Source organism: Actinomadura sp. 7K507, assembly GCF_004348425.1.
Classification (GTDB): domain Bacteria; phylum Actinomycetota; class Actinomycetes; order Streptosporangiales; family Streptosporangiaceae; genus Spirillospora.
Window position 1 is genome coordinate 1 of sequence record NZ_SMKK01000193.1, and the last position, 18,786, is coordinate 18,786.

At 71.8% G+C, this 18,786-nt stretch carries 19 protein-coding genes and 1 pseudogene; 10 read left to right on the plus strand and 10 right to left on the minus strand.

Annotated elements, in window-relative coordinates; genetic code table 11:
• Together E1285_RS33035 and E1285_RS33040 are read right to left on the minus strand one after the other, a co-directional pair.
• A partial coding sequence (locus tag E1285_RS33035) for a DUF2637 domain-containing protein (RefSeq protein WP_132158506.1) occupies window positions 1–695 on the minus strand: 695 nt, incomplete at its 3' end.
• A 105-nt stretch (window positions 696–800) separates the two neighbouring features.
• Window positions 801–2,048, minus strand: a complete 1,248-nt coding sequence (locus E1285_RS33040) for an FAD-dependent oxidoreductase (RefSeq protein ID WP_243723216.1) — start codon at window positions 2,046–2,048, stop codon at window positions 801–803.
• Window positions 2,049–2,181: 133 nt separating this feature from the next.
• Between E1285_RS33040 and E1285_RS33045 the strand changes: the two genes are divergently transcribed.
• Both E1285_RS33045 and E1285_RS33050 read left to right on the plus strand, forming a co-directional pair.
• Window positions 2,182–3,786: a helix-turn-helix domain-containing protein gene (locus tag E1285_RS33045; RefSeq protein WP_132158507.1), complete on the plus strand. Its 1,605-nt coding sequence runs from the start codon at window positions 2,182–2,184 to the stop codon at window positions 3,784–3,786.
• A 29-nt stretch (window positions 3,787–3,815) separates the two neighbouring features.
• Complete coding sequence (locus E1285_RS33050; RefSeq protein ID WP_132158508.1) at window positions 3,816–4,460, plus strand: dihydrofolate reductase family protein; 645 nt, start codon at window positions 3,816–3,818, stop codon at window positions 4,458–4,460.
• 114 nt (window positions 4,461–4,574) lie between these two features.
• On the opposite strand, the gene E1285_RS33055 is transcribed toward E1285_RS33050, so the two are convergent.
• Both E1285_RS33055 and E1285_RS33060 read right to left on the minus strand, forming a co-directional pair.
• A complete protein-coding gene (locus E1285_RS33055; protein ID WP_132158509.1) occupies window positions 4,575–4,832 on the minus strand; it encodes a Txe/YoeB family addiction module toxin in 258 nt (85 codons plus the stop codon).
• Window positions 4,829–5,092 (minus strand): type II toxin-antitoxin system prevent-host-death family antitoxin, encoded by a 264-nt coding sequence (locus E1285_RS33060; protein WP_243723217.1) that lies wholly within the window; start codon window positions 5,090–5,092, stop codon window positions 4,829–4,831. Before E1285_RS33060 ends, E1285_RS33055 begins: the two co-directional genes overlap by 4 nt.
• Window positions 5,093–5,541: 449 nt before the next feature.
• Between E1285_RS33060 and ddaH the strand changes: the two genes are divergently transcribed.
• From ddaH to E1285_RS33075, 3 genes are read left to right on the plus strand one after another with little or no spacing between them, the layout of a single operon-like run.
• Window positions 5,542–6,381 (plus strand): dimethylargininase, encoded by an 840-nt coding sequence (gene ddaH / locus E1285_RS33065; RefSeq protein ID WP_132158511.1) that lies wholly within the window; start codon window positions 5,542–5,544, stop codon window positions 6,379–6,381.
• Between the two features lie 38 nt (window positions 6,382–6,419).
• Window positions 6,420–7,694, plus strand: coding sequence for a hypothetical protein (locus E1285_RS33070; RefSeq protein ID WP_132158512.1), 1,275 nt, complete (start codon window positions 6,420–6,422; stop codon window positions 7,692–7,694).
• Entirely contained in the window at window positions 7,691–8,293 is a 603-nt protein-coding gene (locus E1285_RS33075; protein ID WP_132158513.1) for a hypothetical protein, read from the plus strand. Before E1285_RS33070 ends, E1285_RS33075 begins: the two co-directional genes overlap by 4 nt.
• Here the strand turns inward: E1285_RS33075 and E1285_RS33080 are convergent.
• Both E1285_RS33080 and E1285_RS33085 read right to left on the minus strand, forming a co-directional pair.
• Window positions 8,253–9,497, minus strand: a complete 1,245-nt coding sequence (locus E1285_RS33080) for an MFS transporter (protein WP_243723218.1) — start codon at window positions 9,495–9,497, stop codon at window positions 8,253–8,255. The genes E1285_RS33075 and E1285_RS33080 overlap by 41 nt on opposite strands.
• A 76-nt stretch (window positions 9,498–9,573) precedes the next feature.
• Complete coding sequence (locus tag E1285_RS33085; RefSeq protein ID WP_132158514.1) at window positions 9,574–10,146, minus strand: XRE family transcriptional regulator; 573 nt, start codon at window positions 10,144–10,146, stop codon at window positions 9,574–9,576.
• A 64-nt stretch (window positions 10,147–10,210) separates the two neighbouring features.
• Here E1285_RS33085 and E1285_RS33090 point away from each other — a divergent pair, with 64 nt between their 5' ends.
• Complete coding sequence (locus E1285_RS33090) at window positions 10,211–11,122, plus strand: NAD(P)/FAD-dependent oxidoreductase (RefSeq protein WP_132158515.1); 912 nt, start codon at window positions 10,211–10,213, stop codon at window positions 11,120–11,122.
• Window positions 11,123–11,132: 10 nt separating this feature from the next.
• A complete protein-coding gene (locus E1285_RS33095) occupies window positions 11,133–12,143 on the plus strand; it encodes a transcriptional regulator (protein WP_132158516.1) in 1,011 nt (336 codons plus the stop codon).
• Here the strand turns inward: E1285_RS33095 and E1285_RS33100 are convergent.
• On the minus strand, window positions 12,118–13,575 hold the full coding sequence (locus E1285_RS33100) for a wax ester/triacylglycerol synthase family O-acyltransferase (RefSeq protein ID WP_132158517.1): 1,458 nt from the start codon (window positions 13,573–13,575) through the stop codon (window positions 12,118–12,120). The two genes, E1285_RS33095 and E1285_RS33100, sit on opposite strands and share 26 nt — an antisense overlap.
• A 278-nt stretch (window positions 13,576–13,853) precedes the next feature.
• Between E1285_RS33100 and E1285_RS33105 the strand changes: the two genes are divergently transcribed.
• On the plus strand, window positions 13,854–14,531 hold the full coding sequence (locus E1285_RS33105) for a uracil-DNA glycosylase (protein ID WP_132158518.1): 678 nt from the start codon (window positions 13,854–13,856) through the stop codon (window positions 14,529–14,531).
• Window positions 14,532–14,589: 58 nt separating this feature from the next.
• Here E1285_RS33105 and E1285_RS33110 read toward each other — a convergent pair whose 3' ends face one another.
• Window positions 14,590–15,441 (minus strand): hypothetical protein, encoded by an 852-nt coding sequence (locus E1285_RS33110; protein ID WP_243723219.1) that lies wholly within the window; start codon window positions 15,439–15,441, stop codon window positions 14,590–14,592.
• 148 nt (window positions 15,442–15,589) lie between these two features.
• Here E1285_RS33110 and E1285_RS33115 point away from each other — a divergent pair, with 148 nt between their 5' ends.
• Window positions 15,590–16,351, plus strand: coding sequence for a lysophospholipid acyltransferase family protein (locus E1285_RS33115; protein ID WP_132158520.1), 762 nt, complete (start codon window positions 15,590–15,592; stop codon window positions 16,349–16,351).
• 19 nt (window positions 16,352–16,370) lie between these two features.
• On the opposite strand, the gene E1285_RS33120 is transcribed toward E1285_RS33115, so the two are convergent.
• Window positions 16,371–17,552 (minus strand): aminotransferase class I/II-fold pyridoxal phosphate-dependent enzyme, encoded by a 1,182-nt coding sequence (locus E1285_RS33120; RefSeq protein WP_132158521.1) that lies wholly within the window; start codon window positions 17,550–17,552, stop codon window positions 16,371–16,373.
• 286 nt (window positions 17,553–17,838) lie between these two features.
• Window positions 17,839–18,633: a DUF2470 domain-containing protein gene (locus E1285_RS33125; RefSeq protein ID WP_132158522.1), complete on the minus strand. Its 795-nt coding sequence runs from the start codon at window positions 18,631–18,633 to the stop codon at window positions 17,839–17,841.
• A 66-nt stretch (window positions 18,634–18,699) separates the two neighbouring features.
• Here E1285_RS33125 and E1285_RS48445 point away from each other — a divergent pair.
• Window positions 18,700–18,786 (plus strand): annotated as a pseudogene (locus E1285_RS48445) (30S ribosomal protein S4); the annotation flags it as partial.

Sequence of the window (18,786 nt, forward strand, 5' to 3'; positions counted from 1 at the left end):
GGCGGGGGGTCCTCGGGTTTCGGTGTCGTGAGTTCGGTGACGCGGGTGAGGGCCTCGTCGAGCATGACGCCGTCCGAGAGCATCCAGACGATGTCGGCGGGCGCCCGCGTCTTCCACTTGCGGCCGTAGTGCTCGCTCAGGAGGGCCAGGGCGTGGCGGCGGCGCTGTTCGGCGGTCAGGGCCTGCGGGTAGGACGTGATCTGCCACAGGACCATGCGGCGCCACAGGCGGAAGGTCGAGAACGGGGCCAGCAGCCAGCGTGCGACGGGGATGCCTTCGCGGACGGTTCCGGCGGCGATGCCCGCGCGGCGGCGGATGGCGTGGCGGACGGCCTCGATGAACGTGATGAACAGGATCGGCATGGCTGCGTGCATCACCATGCCGGTCGCGTCGCCGTGCGCGGCGGAGACGTTGAGCCAGACGGTCGCGCCGGTGAAGGCGAACGCCATCCAGCGCAGCGCCGGCATCGGCATGGCGAGCCATTCCAGGAGGAGCGCGACGGAGACCAGGGCGAGGATGCCGAGGTCGACTCCGGCGGGGACGATCCACGCCTGGCCGCCGAACCACGGCTCGGCCACGTCGCGGACGGAGGCGAACGAGCCGTAGCCGCCCAGGCCGGCGAGCCCGGCGAAGAACAGCCCGCCGACCCCGGCCAGGACCTTCTGCGCCCGGGTCAGCGGCGCGACCTCGTCCATCTGGCGTCCCTCCCGCCACGGGGTGTCTTGATCACCCAGTGACGGTAGCGCGCCGGGGCCGCCCGTCCGGACGAAAGTGCCAGAACCGCCCAAACCCCCAGGTCGTCAGCGGAGGGGGCTGAACGGGGCGAGTTCCGGCGGGCGGTCGCCGGTGACGATCTGGCCGGCGAGGAGGCGGCCGGTGGCGGGGCCGAGCGTGATGCCCCACATGCCGTGTCCGCCCGCGGCGAAGACGCGGGGCGAGCGGGTGGCGCCGATCAGGGGCAGGCCGTCGCGGGTGCAGGGGCGCGACCCGACCCACTCGTCCTGGCGCGCGTCCAGGTCGGCGCCGCGCAGCAGCGGGCGGGCGGCCTCGACGATCGCCCTGATCCGGCGCGCGTCGAGCGGCGCGTCCGGGCGGCGGAACTCCATCATCCCGGCGACGCGCAGCCGGTCGCCCAGCGGCGTGCACGCCACGCGCTGGGACGGGAGGTACACCGGGTTGTCCGGGACGCGCTCCATCGGCACGCTGAAGCTGTAGCCGCGACCGGCCTGCACGAGGGCGCGGACGCCGAAACGGCGGGCGAGGTCGCCGAGCCACACGCCGCTCGCGATCACGACGGTGTCGAACGGTTCGAGGTCGCCGCCGGCCGTGCGGACGGCGGCGCCGCCGGATTCGTCGCGGATGTCGGTGACCGCCTCGCCCGTGCGGATCTTGCCGCCGCGGTCGAGGACGGAGTCGGCGAGGGCGTGCACGAACCGTCCGGGATTGATGAAACGCTGGCCGCGCAGCACGACCGCCGCGCCGATCTCGTCGGACAGCGCGGGCTCCACCGCACGGGCCTCGTCCCCGCTGAGGGCCTCGTACTCCAGCTTCTGGCCCGCAGCGCGGATGTGCTCGATCTCTTCGAGGAGGGCGGTGCGTTCGCCGGCCGTCCGGTATGCGGCGAGGAACGATCCGGCCTCGTTGGTCTCCGCCTTGACGCCGCCCTCGATGAGCGCGTCGAAGCTCGGCAGCGCCCGGCCGTTGATCGGCACGAGGGACTCCATCGCGCGCCGCCACTTGGCCTCGGTGCTGTTCAGCGCGAACCCGGCGAGGAACCTGAGCAGGCGCGGGCTGGCGCTCGGCGGGACGTAGACCGGCGAAGACGGGCTGAGCACCGCCCGGATGCCGTAGGAGAGGACGGCCGGTTCGGGCAGCGGCGTCGCGAGGCCCGGGGTCAGCCATCCGGCGTTGCCCCAGGACGCTCCGGCCGCCACGTCGTCGCGGTCGAATACGGTGACGTCGGCGCCGTGCTCCTGTAGGAACCAGGCGGTGGACAGGCCGACCATCCCGGCCCCCACGACTGCGACGCGACGCGTGTCGAGAGCCATGCCCTTCATCTCCTTGGCATAGGTGTTAACTCCATGCTTACCCGGCATGTGACGGTCGTCTCTGTCGCGTTCGGCCAATCCCGGCGGCCCACATAGTGTGAAGAGCACAAACCCTTCGAATGGGGGCCGCCGGATGATCAGCTTGACCGATCTCGTCGATTCCCTTGGCCCAGGGCTACTGCGGATGGTCGAGAACGGCCACGACGCACAGGTTCACGACGTCGTCCTGGCCGAGCCGGGCGAAACGGCCGGGCAGCCGGGCGAGATCGTTCTCGGCGTCGGCGTGACCGGACCCGCCGATGCCGTGGCGCTCTTCGAACGGGCCGACGCGGCAGGCGCGGACGGCGTCGTCCTGAAGGCTCCCCTGGCCGACGATCCCGAGGTCATCGCCGCCGCAAGCCCGCTGAGGCCGGCGCTCATCGAACTCCAGCCCGACACCTCCTGGACGCATGTCGTCTGGCTCGTGCGCGGCGCCATCGACCGCGCCTACGCGCCGCTCCCGGGGCCGCCCGGCGCGCAGGGCGTCCACAACGACCTGTACGCCCTCGCCGACACGGCCGCCGAGATCGCCGACGCCCCGGTGACCCTTGAGGACGCCCGCTCACGCGTCCTCGCCTACTCGGGCCGCCAGGACACCACCGACCCGGCCCGCGTCTCGACTATCGTGGGGCGGCGCGTCCCGTCCCAGGTCATCGACCACCTCCGCGCGTCCGGCGTCTTCCGCAGGCTGGCCCGGTCGAGCGATCCGGTGTTCGTCCCCGAGGGGCCGGACGGCATGCTGCCCCGCCTCGTCATCCCGGTCCGCGCCGGAGGCGAGTGGCTCGGCTCGATCTGGGTCGTGGCGAGGACGCCGGTCTCCCGGGACCGCGTCCGGCGGCTCACCGACCTGGCGTCCGTCCTCGCCCTGCACCTGCTGCGCCTGCGCGCCGAAGCGGGCGTCGCCCGCCGCGTGTCGGCCGACCAGCTGCGCACCGCACTCCGGGACGGCTCCAGGATCACCGCGCCCGCCCCGCCCTGGCGCGTGGTCACCCTCGGCAGCGTCGACGAGACCGAGGACGTCCGGCAACGGCTCGACCTCTGGGACGCGATCACCCAGCGCTTCGGCTGGCACCGCCCCCTCCTCACCGACGTCGACGGCACGCTCCTCGCCGTGCTGACCGCGCGCCCCCAGCGCGACGACGACCCCGGCTCGATGCCCTGGCTACGCCACGTCCTGACCCGCGTCCGCGACCACGACCGCACCCTGTACGCGGCGGCGGGCGGCACCGCGCACTCCCACACCGAACTCCCCCGCTCCCGAGCCGAAGCCGCCGAACTGGACGCCCTCGTCACATCCGGCCGCCTCGCCCCAGGGCTGGTCCTCCTGGAGGACGCCTGGGACGCGGTAATTGTCGAACGCGCCAGAAAGGCGACCCGTACCGACACCGGCCTCCTCGGCGGCCCACTCCCCGCGCTGAAAGCACACGACGAAACCCACGGCACGGCATTCCTCCCAACGCTCACCGCCTGGCTCGACCACTACGGCGACACCAAGGGCACCGCGCAGGCATTGGCCGTCCACCCCAACACCCTCCGCCACCGCCTCCGCCGAATGGCCGAAGTGACCGCGCTGGACCTTTCGTCCCCCCAGACCCGCCTGGCCCTCCGCCTCCAGTTGAACGCCCTCCACGACCAGGAGGCGGTCGACGTGCGACGTCGCAGCGATGAGTCTGCCGGAGCCCGCAGGTCCACCTGTTGACGGAGACATCCAACTCATCGGGAGGAAGCATGGGCCTCATCCAGATCGAGATGTTCGCGACCCTCGACCTCGTCGGGCAGTCGCCCGGCGGCCCCGACGAGGACCCGGCGGGGTTCCCGTTCGGCGGCTGGCAGGCGCCCCTGTTCGACGAGGTCGCCGGGGCGCAGGTCGGGGCCGCGTACGAGGGCACCGACGCCCTCCTGCTCGGCCGGCGGACCTACGACATCTTCGCCTCCTACTGGCCGTACCAGGAGGGCGGCCAGGACAACGGGATCGCGACGCTCTTCAACAGCGTCCCGAAGTACGTGGCCTCCCGCGGCAGGCCCGACCTGCCGTGGGCCGGGTCCACGCAGCTCGGCCCGGATCTGGCCGGCGCGGTGCGCGAGATCCGTGACCGGCACGAGCACGTGAAGGTCGTCGGAAGCCTGGACCTGGTCCAGACCCTCCTGCGCGAGAAGCTCTTCGACCGTCTCGACCTCTGGGTGCACCCGATCGTGCTCGGCGTCGGGAAGAAGGTGTTCGACGGTGGCGCGGTGCCCACGAACATCACCCTCCTCGAACCACCGGCCGCCACCCCGAGCGGCACCGTCTACCTGCGCTACGGCCTAGCCGACGGCACACCCGGAACGGGCGACATGACCGCCCCCGATCGCGGCGCAGAACAGGACGCCTGAAGCCACCCAGCCCGGCGTGATCAGTGCGTACGGTTGCGATCGGCGTGCGAGGAAGTCGTGTCCGCTCCACGTCCCCCTTGTCATCTCGCCGACACGTAAGCGTCCGGTAGGCGCTCATTCGTAGTGGGTGCGGCAGGCGATGATCTGGACGGTGTCGGCTTCGATGACGTAGACGATGCGGTGTTCGGTGGTGATTCGGCGTGACCAGAAGCCCGCCAGGTTCTGACGGAGGGGCTCTGGTTTACCAATGCCTTCGTAACCGTTGCGGCAGATGTCTTCGATCAGCCGGTTCAATCGTTTGAGGGTCGCGCGGTCGTTCCGCTGCCACCAGAGGTAGTCGTCCCAGGCCTCCGGCGTGAAGAGGATCTTCACTCGGCTTCCTGCTCACCGTCTTCGATGAGTTCGTGCGGCTGGGCCTGGCCGCCACGCAGGCTCTGGATCGAGGCGGCGAGGTGGCGGGCGTTGGCGGGAAAGCCGAGCAGGAACGCCGTCTCCTTCAGCGACTCGTACTCGCGCAGGCTGATCACAACCGCGGGGTCGCGGTTGGGCCGGGTCACGATGATCTCGTCGAGATCTTCGGTGACGCGGTCCAGGGTGGCAGCCAGGTTGGAGCGGAACTCGCTCGCGGACATCGGATGCATCGCACCTCCCCTTTCCTTGCAGTGTACGTAATCACGTACATCAACTTCAAACCTGTCGTTCGGATCCGCCGAAAGCGTGCCCGTTGTGGGTGCGTGCGAGGCGGTAGGCATCGGCGCAGAACAGGACGCCTGAAGCCACCCAGCCCGGTGTGATCGGTGCGTACCTGGACGAGGATGACCGCTCGGCTGCCAGAGGCACCGCCGCGCTATGGGCGGGTCACGCGGAGGCGCGGTTGAGGCGGCTGGCGGGCGAGGGCGTCGCCGGGGCGCTCGTCCCGATGCCAGGGGTGGCCGGACCGCGTGCGCAATGAATGAGGCTCCATCGGGCTGAACACGCAACGAAGTGGCTGTGCAGAGCAAGGTTTGCGCATTGGATCGTGGGTGTTTTGTTCCTAGGCTTCCGGTGAGTCAATCCCTTCGGACGTTTCCTGGAGACATGCATGAGCGTCATGCCGGTGATGGAGCCGAGCGCTGCCCGGACCGTGTTGCGGCGGCGTTTTCTGATGTGCCGGCCGGAGCATTTCGCCGTCACGTATGCCATCAACCCGTGGATGGATCCGGCGCGTGGGGCCGATGCCGGGAAGGCCGTGGAGCAGTGGGAGGCGCTGCGGGCGGCGTATCTGGGGCTCGGGCACGAGGTGAGTCTCATCGATCCGATCGAGGGGCTGCCCGACATGGTGTTCGCGGCCAACGGTGCGCTGGTGGTCGGCGGGCGGGTGTACGGGGCGCGGTTCACGCATCCCGAGCGGCACGCGGAGGGGCCCGCGTATGCGGGGTGGCTGAAGGAGAACGGGTTCGCCGACGTGCTGGAGGCGCAGCACACCAATGAGGGTGAGGGCGATTTCCTCACGCTCGACCACGTGATCCTGGCCGGGACGGGGTTCCGGACGGATCTCGCCGCGCACCAGGAGGCGCAGGAGTTCCTCGGGCGGCCCGTGGTGACGCTCCGGCTCGTGGATCCGCGGTTCTACCACCTGGACACCGCACTGTTCCCGCTCGGGGGCGGGAACGTGGCCTACTTCCCGGGGGCGTTCTCGCCCGGTAGCCGGGCGGTGCTGGAGCGGCTGTTCCCGGACGCGGTCCTCGCGAGTGAGGAGGACGCGGCTGTGCTGGGTCTCAACGCCGTGTGCGACGGGCGCAACGTGGTGATCAACGCGGAGGCCGCGGAGTTGATCGGGACGCTGCGGGCCCGTGGATACGAGCCCGTCCCGGTGGAGCTGTCGGAGCTGCGGAAGGCGGGCGGCGGGCCCAAGTGCTGCACCCTGGAGTTGCGCTCCTGACGTGCCCTGGTCCGGGGCCGAGCCACTAGGTTTGCCCGATGACCGATTTCGCGATCCCGGACTGGTGGGGCGGGCTGACCGGTGAGCGGCTCGGTGTCGTGTGGCTCGATCCCGCCGACTGGGAGCCGGCCTGGCAGCACGTCGAGGAGTCCGGGGCGATGAGCCTGGAGCACCGCGACGTCGACGACGAGCTGCTGCGCAAGGGCAAGCTGCTGGTCGGGACGGGGCCGGAGTCCGTCCGGCGCTGGACGCGGCAGCGGCTCGCGGCGGCCTGGTACGTCGACCCGGACGAGCCGGACGTGCTGTGGTGCGCGCTCGGCGGTTTCTATCCGGCGTGGTTGTGGGTTCCGGTCGAGCCGACGGCGGCGGGGGTCCGGGAGGTGCTGGGTGAGCCGTTTCCCGCGGCGCCGGCGGCCCGGGTTGAGCTGTCCCGGTTCGTCCGCGGGTTCCTCGGGCTGCGTCATCTGGTGACGGTGCCGGAGGTGCCGGCGGAGGAGGGCGTCCCGCCGTGGGAGGCCGTCCCCGCCGAGGACGTCGTGGTGGCGGACGGTTCGTCCCTCGACCGGTACGCGAAGATCGTGAAGTTCCTCGATCCGCAGCCGTGGGGCAGTGCGCGGCAGGAGGACCCGTATCCCGAGGAGACGCCGGGCGGCGGCGGGCGCATGGTGCCGTCGCTGATGGATCTCGCGCCGATCCGGGACGGGCATCGGCTGCAGCGGCTGGGGCGGGTGCCGTCGATGACGTGGCGGACGCTGCATTCGCGTTCGCAGCTGTCCATCGAGATCCACACGCGGGAGGTCGTCTGCGCGGCGGTGCGGTACCGGCCGTCGCCGGGCAGCCACCGGCCGGTGGTGCGGCGGATCAACGAGGTGCACGGCGAGCGGTATCCGGAGGACCTGCCGCTGGACGTGATCGGTGTGCTGGGCGGCTGGGAGTTCGGCGTCGAGGACGATCTGGCGCGGAGTCTCGACGATCCGGACGACGCGGACGCCGTCGGTGCGGGCCTGCGCTGTCTCGCCGCGCTGTGGCACGGTGACCTGCGGCGGAGCCTGGAGCTCCGGGAGTGGGCGGCGCATCCCGATCCGGCCGTTCGCGCCAACCTCGCCATGATCGCGCATTCGTACAACCATCGGTTCCTGCTGCAGGAGCTGGCGCTGTCCGAGACGGACGCCGAGGAGTTGGCGCGGCTGGAGGACCTGCTCTACCACGAACCCGATCCGGACGCCTTCAACGCGTTCCACGACGATTTCGGCGGTGCGGCGATCATGGTGGACGAGGACGGCGACCCCGTCGGAGCCTGGGAGGACGAGTGAGCCACGCGCACGAGGACACGGTGCTGCTCGCCGAGCACGCCGACCGGGAGGCGCTGGAGGCGGTGGCGGCCGGGCGCGGGTGGCCGCGGGCGGCGATCAGCACGGCCGGGTTCGCGGAGATGGAGCAGGTGGCGTGGCAGGCGACGGGCATGTTCGTCCTGTACAGCGAGGTGCATCTGCTCGGGCACCGGGTCGTGCGGGTCGCGGGCGAGCACGAGTCCGTGGTGGAGGAGACGCTCGGTGTGGTGCGCGGCGTGCTCCCGACCGTGCCGGTGGAGGAGCTGCTCGATGTCCTGGTGTCGCTGCCGCCGGCTGATTCGCGGCCGATGATCCGCGCGCTCAACGGGCTGCGGGCGGTCGACGTCTGGAACTGCGCGAACGGCACGCCGGCGCCGGAGGATCCCCGTTATGTCGAGGCGGTGGACAGCGCGGTGCGCCATCCCGAGCGGCAGGTGGTGCGGGCGCTGGTGGACGCGGTCACGGATCTGATGACGGTCCGGCCGGGGCTGGAGGCGCCGATCGTCGCGCTCCGCGACGCGGAGGGCCCGGCCACCGACATCATCGACGACTTCGCCGGGTTCTGCGACGCGCGGGCTTAGCCAGACCCGCTTGGCGGCGGGCAAGGGCCCGGTTTCGCAGGACGCCCGTGATGCCGATGGCCCAGATCACGATCTGGACGGTCCACGCGACCCGGAAGGCCTCGGGGGTGAAGTCCCCGTCCGGTGACATGGCGTCCAGGACGATGCCGATCAGCAGGATCGTGACGAGGGACGCGAAGAAGCCGCCCACGTTGACGATGCCGGTGGCGGTGCCCACCCGCCCGGGCGGGTTGAACGTCCGGGCGTAGTCGAAGCCGATCATGGAGCCGGGTCCGCCGAGCGCGACGCACAGGACGAGCACGACCAGCAGCCAGGCGGGGGCGGGAGGCGGCCAGGCGAGGACGGCCGCCCAGGCGGCCATGTTCAGCCCGACGATGCCGAGGACGAGCCAGGAGCGGCGCAGCGGGTAGCGGGCGACCATCCGTCCGATGAACGGCCCGGCGACGACGTTGACCAGCACGAACACCGTCAGGAGCGTGGACGCCGCGGCGGGTCGCATCCCCTGCCCGGACACCAGGTACGGGTAGCCCCACATCAGCGCGAACGTGTGGGAGGGGAACTGGGTGACGAAGTGCGTCCAGAGGCCGAGGCGGGTGCCGGGGTGGCGCCAGGCGGCGACCAGGTTGGTGCCCGTCTCGCGCAGGGTCGGGACGTCGGCGCGGCCTGGACCGTTCCGGAGGACGGCGAAGGCGAGCACGGCGATGAGGACGCCGAGCGCGGCGGCCGATCCGAACGCGGTGCCCCAGCCGGGTCCGTGCAGCAGCGCGACCAGCGGGATCGCGCTGAGGATCTGGCCGAGCTGGCCGAGCTGGCCGGTGAGCTGCGTGACGACCGGGACGTACCGGGCGGGGAACCAGGTCACGACGATGCCGAGGACGCTGATGAACGTCATGGCGTCGCCGGCGCCGACCATGACGCGGGCGGCGACGGCCGTGCCTATGTCGGTGGAGACGGCCATGAGCCCCTGGCCGGCGGCCATGAGCAGCGCGCCGCCCGCGACCATGCGGCGCGGGCCGACGCGGTCGAGCATCAGCCCGACGGGGACCTGGAGGCTCGCGTAGACGAGGAGTTGCAGGACGGTGAAGGACGCGAGGATGCCGGCGGAGGCGTCGAAGCGGTGGACGGCGTCCAGGCCGACGACGCCGAAGGAGGTCCGGTGCAGTACCGCCACGCCGTAGGCGAGGACGCCGGTGGTCCACAGCACCCACGCGATGGGGGGTGCCTTCTGTCGTTCCGGGGATCCGAGGGGTTGGGCGGTCTGCACGGATACCCAAGGTATGTCACTTCTGCTGCGGTCTGGCCCTCAGGTGCATCCGCTCGCCCTGCGGCCCGAACAGGCTGAGCAGCTCGACGGGCCCGCCGGCGCCGCTGAACCAGTGGGGCAGCCGGGTGTCGAACTCGGCGGCCTCCCCCGGTTCCAGGATCAGTTCGCGGCCCGCCAGGAAGAGGCGCAGCCGCCCGTTCAGCACGTAGAGCCAGTCGTAGCCTTCGTGGGTCTGCGGCTCGGGCGTCCACCGGCGCTCCGGGACGATCATCTTGAACGCCTGGACGCCGCCGGGCCGCCTGGTCAGCGGCAGGACGGTCATGTCGTGCATCTTGCGGGGGCGGGGCCGGATCCGCGGGTCGCCGACCTCCGGGGCGCCGACCAGCTCGTCCAACGGAACCTGGTGGGCTTGTGCGAGCGGGAGCAGCAGCTCCAGGCTCGGCCGCCGCTTGCCGGATTCCAGCCGCGACAGCGTGCTCACCGAGATGCCGGTGGCTTCGGCGAGCGCGGCCAGCGTGACGTTCCTCTCTTGCCTCAGTCTTCTGAGCCTGGGCCCGACCTCGGCCAGGACATCCTCCGTCGTCTCCATGCGCCCATTGCAGTTCCGGCAAAGAAGTTTGTCAATCTGAGGGTGCGTCGCGCATCCTCACGGCATGACTGAACGAGACGTACTGATCATCGGCGGCGGCCCTGCGGGGCTGAGCGCCGCCCTCGTCCTCTCCCGTGCCCGCCGCAGCGTCACCGTGGTGGACGCGGGCGAGCCCCGCAACGCGACGGCCGAGCACATGCACGGCTTCTTCACCCGCGACGGCATGCCGCCCGGACTCCTGCTGGAGACCGGCCGCACCGAGGTCCGCGGCTACGGCGGCGAGATCGTCGACGGGCGGGTCGAGCACGCCGCCCCCGCCGACGGCGGAGGCTTCGTCGTCACGCTGGCCGACGGCACCCGGCTCAAGGGCCGCCAGTTGCTGGTCACGACCGGTGTGACCGACGTCCTGCCGGACGTCCCCGGCCTTCAGGAGCGGTGGGGCCGCGAGGTGCAGATGTGCCCGTACTGCCACGGCTGGGAGGTCCGCGACAAGCGGATCGTGGTGCTGGCGAACTCGCCGCAGTCGCTGCACCAGGCGACGCTGCTCACCCAGTGGTCGCCGGACGTGACGCTCATCATCCAGAAGGCCCCGGAAGGCGAGGACGCGACCCGCCTGGACGCACGCGGAATCCGCGTTGTGGAAGGCGAGGCGCGGCGCGTCGTCGTCGAGAACGACCGGCTCACCGGCATCGAGTTGCCGGACGGCTCGGTCCTCGGCTGCGACGCCGTGTTCGTGGCGCCCGACTTCGTCGCGAAGGACGGCCCGCTGACCGACCTCGGCTGCGAGACCGGCGAGGACGGCTTCGTGGCGGTCGACGCGACCGGCCGGACCAGCGTCCCCGGCGTGTGGGCGGCGGGCAACGTCACCAACCCGATGGGCCAGGTGATCATCGTGGCCTCGGCGGGCGCGATGTCCGCCGCGATGATCAACGCCGACCTGATCGAAGCCGAGATCGCGGAGAAGCTCGCAGCCTAGGGTCGGTGGGATGAGAGCGGGCGAGCTGCGGTGGCGGGACGAGCGGGCGGCGCTGAACTCCGCCCGCGGGCCGCTCGGCGAAACCGCGAGCGGACTGTATCCGGACGCTCCGCGCGTCGCGGGGACGCCGCTGCTGTGCCGCGAGGAGTGGATCCCGGACGAGCCGGTGCCGCTGGAGGCCGTCCGGCTGGAGTGGGAGGCGCGGCCCGTCCCGCCCGCCGTCGCGGACCCCGCCGACGGGCTGCCCGAGGGGTACCGGACGTACGCCGAGGCGATGGGCGCCCTCGCTCCGCCCAGGCTCTTCGAGGACCGTCCGAGTCACCGTCTCCTCGCGGCCGCGCCGCCGGTGCTCCGGATCGGGCCCGCCCGGTACTTCGACGGCGTGAACGTCGGCGAGTCCGTGGCGCACGAGCTGGCGGCCGGGGTGGACGGGCTGCCGCTGCGGAGCCGGGTCGGAGACCCGCGCGACCTGACCCGGCGGGCCGCGTTGATGGCGATCACGACGGTGACCGTCACGACGTCCGGGTCGTATGTCCTGCACTGGCGTGATCCGGCGAAGGTCGCGCACGCGGGCGGGCTCCACCAGGTGATGCCGGTCGGGGTCTTCCAGCCGCTCGGCGGCGAGCCGCCCGACCTGTGGCGGTGCATGGTCCGCGAGTACGCCGAGGAACTGCTCGGGATGGAGGAGGACTACGGCGACGACTTCGTCCAGGAGGAGTGGCCGTTCCACCGGGCGCTGACCGGCGCCCGTGAGCAGGGGCGCGTGCGGGCGCACTTTCTCGGGCTCGGCGTCGACCCGCTGACGTTCGCGGTCGACCTGCTGACCGCCGTCGTCATCGACGACGAGGTGTTCGGCGACCTGTTCGGCGGGCTGGTCTCCGTCAACGACGAGGGCGAGGTGTCGATGGCGCCGTTCGGCGGAACCGTCCCGCGGCCCATGCAGCCGGCCGGTGCCGCCGCGCTGGCGCTGGCGTGGCGGCACCGGGACGCGCTCGTCAGTCCTCCAGCGCCTCGCGGCTGAGGCCCTTCAGCTCGTCCAGCGCGTCGACCAGGTGGTCGATGATCTCCGACGGGTCGGGGACGAGGTCGCGGCAGGCGACGATGCCGACGTCCACCTTGCCGTCGTAGGAGAAGACGGTGATGTTCAGCCCGCCGCTGACGTCGGTGACGACCGAGATCGGGTAGTAGCCGAGCACCTTCGCCCCGCACAGGTACAGCGGGAACTGCGGGCCCGGCACGTTCGAGATGATCAGGTTGATCGGGCGCAGCGAGACCGCCGGGGCGGCCTGGAGCGCGAGCCGGGTGGCGGCGCCTGCGATGGGCGCGGGGAGGATGCCGCTCAGCTCCTGCACCCAGCTCCCAGAGGATCCGACGAACCGCCGCTTGGCGACGTCCATGTCCCGCCGGACGGCGGTGTACCGGTCGGCGGGTTCGGGGACGTGCGTGGCGAGCGGCGTCGTCATGACCGAGACCTGGTTGCCCGGGTCGGCCGCGGTGCCGCCCCGCCGCAGCGACACCGGGACGGCCGCGACGAGCGGGCGGTCCGGCAGGTCGCCGCGCTTGTCGAGCCACTTGCGCAGCGCCGTCGCGCACAGCGCCATGACGACGTCGTTGACGCTGCCGCCGAGGCCCCGCCTGACCTGCTTGATCTCGTCCAGGGGCAGCTCGCCGAAGGAGACGGCGCGGCGGCGTCCGATCGGCTCGTTGAACGGCGTCGGCGGCGCGCTCATCCGCGGCGCCCTCGGTACCCCGGGGCGGCGCAGCGCGCCCTGCACGAACGACGACACCAGCCCGGCGCCTGGGATGGCGGCGACGCCGGGGATCTCGTCGAGGTAGGGGGCGGCCCGCGCGACCGACAGCGCGGTGCGGACGGGGTGCAGCGCGGCCTTCAGCAGCCCGGTACCGAGCATGTCGGCCGTGGTGGGCGCCCGGGTCGGCGCGGTCTCGTCGGCGGGCAGGTCGCGGGGCTCGGGCGACAGGTCCAGCAGCGCGGCGAGCGTCTCGGCCGCCATCACGCCGTCGACGGCCGCGTGGTGGACCTTCACGTAGACGGCCGTGCAGCCGCCCGCGAGGCCGTGGATGAGGACCATCTCCCAGAGCGGGCGGGACCGGTCGAGGGGCTGCTCGTGGAGCATCGCGACGATGTCGGACAGCTGCCGGTCGGTGCCGGGGGCCGGGAGCCCGATCTCGGCGATGTGCCGCTCCGGGGCGAAGTCGGGGTCGTCCTCCCAGTAGGGGCGGTCGAGGCCGAACGGCACCTGGGCGAGCCGCTGCCGCAGCGGCCGGGCGGCCAGGTGCGCGCGGCTCCGGACGAGCTCGGCGACCATCGGCACGGTGAGCCGGCCTCCGGGGCACGATGCCGGGTCGACGATGCCCAGGCCCGCGATGTGGGCGTGGGTGTTGCCGGTCTCGGCGTTGAGGAAGGTGGCGTCCACGGTGGTCAGCTGGCTCATGCTCTCGTTCCGTCCGCTCGTCCTGCGGCTGCCCTTACCTCTCTAGGAGGTATGCGGTTCCGGGCGGCAGGTCAACGTGGGTCGATAGGAAGTAACCACGACTTAACAGGACGTTTCACCCAGTTCATCTGCCACTTTCAAGCGGACTTGTAAAGATTTTGCTTTCTTCCGGCCGAATGCGGTCAGAAAACTTCACAAGCCTGATCAAGCCCGATCAACCCTGATCAAGCAGACGTTCTCGCGGCGGCCCCATGATCATCGCACTAGGGTGGTTCCCCATGACGGCACGACCACTCCCGGAAATCGTCGAAGCCGGCTGGGCGACCGCACTGGCCCCGGTCGCCGGGACGATCGCCGCCGCCGGAGACTGGCTGCGCGCCGAAGTCGCCGCCGGGCGCCGCTACCTGCCCGCCGGGAACCACATCCTGCGCGCCTTCGCCCAGCCGTTCGACGGCGTGCGCGTCCTCATCGTCGGCCAGGACCCCTACCCGACACCCGGGCATCCGGTCGGCCTCAGCTTCTCCGTCGCCCCGGACGTCCGGCCGCTGCCCGCCAGCCTGGTCAACATCTTCCGCGAGTACTGCAGCGACCTCGGCCACCCCGAGCCGTCCACCGGCGACCTCACCCCGTGGACGGAGCAGGGTGTCTGCCTCCTCAACAGGGCACTGACCGTCATGCCCGGCAAGCCCGGCTCGCACCGCGACAAGGGCTGGGAAGAGGTCACCGAACAGGCCATCCGCGCACTCGCCGCCCGCGGCGGCCCGCTCGTCGCCATCCTGTGGGGCCGCGACGCCCGCAACCTCAAGCCGATGCTCGGGGACGTCCCCTGCATCGAGTCCCCGCACCCGAGCCCCTACTCCGCCGACCGCGGATTCTTCGGCTCCCGCCCCTTCAGCAGGGCGAACCAGCTCCTGGAGCAGCGCGGCGCTCAACCGGTCGACTGGAAACTGCCGTAACCCTGGAAAACCGCCGCCGTAACCCTGGAACTGCCGTAAGCGGGGCCCTGCGGCCGTCTCACTCCTCCGGGAGGCGGTGCAGGAGGGTGGAGAACTCCGGGGAGCCTTCGGGGGACGCGGGCAGCGGGGTCAGGCGGCGCTCGCCGTGGCTCCAGTAGACGCCGGGAGCGCAGGGGTCCTCGGCGTCGGCGTGCATCTCCCGGACGACGTCGGCGAACACGGGGAGGACCTCGCGGACGGCCGCCGAGGTGATCGGGTACAGCAGCAGCGTGCTGTGGCACGGGACGCCGACGAGTGCGCCGTGCTCGTTCGGGCCGGGGAGGAACTGGTCGACCTCGCTGAGCAGCGCCGACACGTAGCGGCTGCCCGGCTTGGTGACGACGCGGACGTTGCGGCCCGGCAGCAGCGGCTGGGTCCGGACGGCGACGTCGGCCAGCTCGCGGTCGTGGGTGTTCGTCATCACGTAGCCGAGCTTGTGCAGGCCGAGCAGACCGGCGCGGGCCTTGGTGAGCGGGCCGCCGTAACGCGGGTGCTCGATCATCACCATCGCGTCGAAATGGTCCCCGGCGGGGACGACGACGAGGCCCTCCCGGTCTCCGGGGGCGAGCTTGGGCACTATGCGCAGCCGCAGCAGCTCGCGGACGTCGCCGAACAGTTCCATCTCCCCGACCGCGAGGAACGCGCGGTCGGTGACCTCGCGGACCCACTCGTCCACCACGCGGGGCCATGCCGAGCGCGACTCGCGGGCGCAGCGCTCCAGTACAGTCCAGCTGGACGCGCGGGCCTCCGACCGGCCCACGGGCAGCACCACCTCGGAGGTACCGGAGTCGAACCAGGCGCTGGGCGCCAGGGCGGGCAGCACGTCTCGGATGAGCTCGTGCACGTCCGCCGCCGCGTCCAACGGTTCCATGCTCATCCCCTCTCACCCATCAGCGGTTCCTCACCGTTCGCCGGATCACGTCACCACCCCACCTTCTCAGAGTTCGGCCTCGTTGTGTGATCCATCGCGATCCCCGCCCGCACTCGCTGATCATGAGCTGCTCAAGTACGGTGCTCACATGGCCGAAATCGTGTACCCGCCGGTGATCAAGACGGCTCTCGGGATCTTCAAAGCCCTGAACATCAGGTTCCGCGTGGAGGGCACGGAGCAGATCCCGAGCACCGGGGGCGCGGTGCTCGTGAGCAACCACGTCAGCTATCTCGACTTCATCTTCGCCGGCCTGGCCGCGCACCCGGCGAAGCGGCTGGTGCGCTTCATGGCCAAGAAGGAGATCTTCGACAACCGCATCGGCGGGCCGCTGATGCGCGGCATGCACCACATCCCGGTCGACCGCCAGGCGGGCGCCTCGTCCTACGCGGCGGCGCTGAAGGCGCTGAAGAGCGGCGAGATCGTCGGGGTGTTCGCCGAGGCGACCATCAGCCGCTCGTTCACGGTGAAGGAGATCAAGAACGGCGCGGTGCGGATGGCGGTGGCGGGCAAGGTGCCGCTCGTCCCGGTCGCGATCTGGGGCCCGCACCGGCTGTGGACCAAGGGCCGCAAGCGCAGGCTGCTGCAGCGCAACGTGCCGGTGACGATCCTGGTCGGCGAGCCGATGTACCCCAAGCGCGGCGACGACTACGACCAGGTCACCCGGGACCTGCACGCCCGGATGTCGGAGCTGCTGGAGAAGGCGCAGCGCGAGTACCCCGACGTCCCGCGCTCGGACGAGACCTGGTGGCAGCCCGTCTACCTCGGCGGGACGGCGCCGACGCCGGAGGAGGCCGCGAAGCTCGACCTCGAAGAGGCCGAGGCGCGCAAGGCCGCCCGAGAAGACTCCTGACACCGGCACCGCCGCCCCGCTAGGTCGCCTTGGCCAGGGCCTGCTCTATGTCGGTCCACAGGTCGTCGGGGTGTTCCAGGCCGACGGACAGCCGCACGGTTCCCTCGCCGATCCCGGCGGCGGCGAGCGAGGCGGCGTCCATCTGCCGGTGGGACGTGCTCGCCGGGTGCATGACCAGCGACACGACGGCGCCGAGCGACGGGCCGAGCCCGATGAGCTGGACGGCCTCGGAGAACGCGCTGCCCGCGTCCCGCCCGCCGGCCAACTCAAAGGCCAGGACGCCGCCGCTCCCGTCCGGCAGCAGCCGCCGCGCCACCTCGTGCTGCGGATGGTCAACGAGCCCCGGGTAGTGGACGCGGGTGACCGACGGGTGCGCGGCAAGGCGCCCGGCGAGGTCCAGGGCGGACTCGCTCTGCCTGGCCACGCGCATCGGCACGGTGGCGAGCCCCCGCACGGTCAGCCACGCGGCGAACGGGTCGGCGACCGACCCGAGTTCGACGGCGTGGCTCCAGACGCGCTGGTGCAGGGCCGGGTCGGCGAAGACGGCGATGCCGCCGATGACGTCACCGTGCCCGCTGAGGTACTTCGTCGTCGAGTGGATGACGATGTCGGCGCCGTGGTCGATGGGCTTGCACAGGAGCGGCGCGAAGGTGTTGTCGACGACGGTCAGGACGTCCGTCCCGCTGACGGCGGCGGAGAACGCCGGGATGTCCGTGACGTGCGTGGTGGGGTTGGCGACCGTCTCCAGGTAGACGAGACGGGTCTCGGGACGCAGCGCCTCCCGCACCTCGGCCGGGTCGTCGCCGGGGATGAAGGTGACCTCCACGCCCCACCGCTCGGCGAGATCCTGGAAGAGCGCGTAGGTGCCGCCGTAGAGGGCGGTCTGCGCGATGACGTGGTCGCCGGAGCGCAGCAGCCCCATCAGGACGGCGTTGACCGCGCCCATCCCGGACCCCGTGGCGAGTGCGCCGGCCCCGCCCTCCAGTTCGGCGACGGCCCGTTCCAGCGAGCGGACGGTCGGGTTGCCCAGCCGGGCGTACATGAACGCCTCGTCCGGGCCCTGGAAGGCGGCGGCGAGTTCGCCGGCGGTCTCGAAGGAGAACAGGTGGCCCTGGTAGATCGGCATGCCGAGCGGACGGCTCCCCGCCGGGGAGATCACCGGCGGGTGGACGGCTCTGGTCTGCGCGTGGTGTCCGTTCATGTCTCCACCCTGCACGCGGGACGCGGTGCGGCGGAACGGCCAATCCAGGCCGGTGGCCCTGCTCGACGCGGCAGACGGGCTCGACGCGGCCGGTGGGCCGGTTCCCGTCACCGGTTCGCCCACCCCGCGAGGACGAACCGGTGATCGGGGCCGTCCGGTCGGTGACGTCCTGTCTCCCCGGCCGGCACCCCGAGCATCACCCGGCGAGGCGCCCGTCCGCCATCCGTGAGAACACCGCCAAATCAGGACGCGTCTCCGGGGTCGTGGCCGCAGGCACTACGTGTCTCTACGGAGTGGCGCGGGCGAACAACCGGCGGTATGCGTGGCGGAGGGCGTGGAGGTCGGTGACGGGCTCGGCGAAGGAGAGGCGCAGGTCGAGCGGCGAGGTGGTTCCCGGGGGCGGCGCGGGGCAGCGTAGCCACATGCCGTGGCGGTCGAGGGCCAGGGGGCGCACCGGTCCGGGCGGGACCGACTCGGGCAGCAGCGCGGTCAGTTCGTCCCGGTGGCACGAGTCGAGGTGCGTGAGGATGCCGGCCTCGACGGCGACGAACGGGTCGGGCGCGGCGTCGGCGTACTCCTCCGGTTCCAGGGTGGCGCTCCCCCACGCGTCGTCGACCTCGACCTGCGCGACCTCCAGCGCCAGGATCGTCCATTCGCGGTCGCCGGTGCGGCCGCGCCGCTCGTCGCCGAGGTCGAGCAGTTCGGGACGCGGATGGGTGCGGGAGAGGCGGAGCGCGGCGGCGCGCAGGTCTGCGGCGGGGACCTCGGTGAGCCACCCGTGCAGCCAGGCGCGGCCGCGGACGCGGTCGGCGAGCGTCACCGGGGCGACGTCGGAGATCCGCAGCGTGGCGGGCATGTCGTCGGGCTCGGTGGCGAGCGCGGTGGTGATCGGCGAGGCGGTCTCGACGAGCAGCAGCGGCCGCCCGTCCCGGTCGGTCGAGTGCGCCGGGACGGGCGCGTACGGGACGCCCGGTGCGACCAGGACGCCGTCGGCGATGCCGTAGGCGAGGGTCCGTGCGCGCTCCGCCGCCGTCGGCCCCTCGATGCTCTGCGTGCTCTGCGCGGTCTCCGCTCGCGGCACCGTACCCCTCCTTGACGTTGAAGGTTAGCCTTACCTAACTTAGGCTCACCTAACCATCAAAGGAGAGTGATGAACAAGACCCGTCCCAAGATCCGGACGTCGCGGGCCCTCGGCATCCCGCTGACACCGAAGGCCGTGAAGTACTTCGAGGCC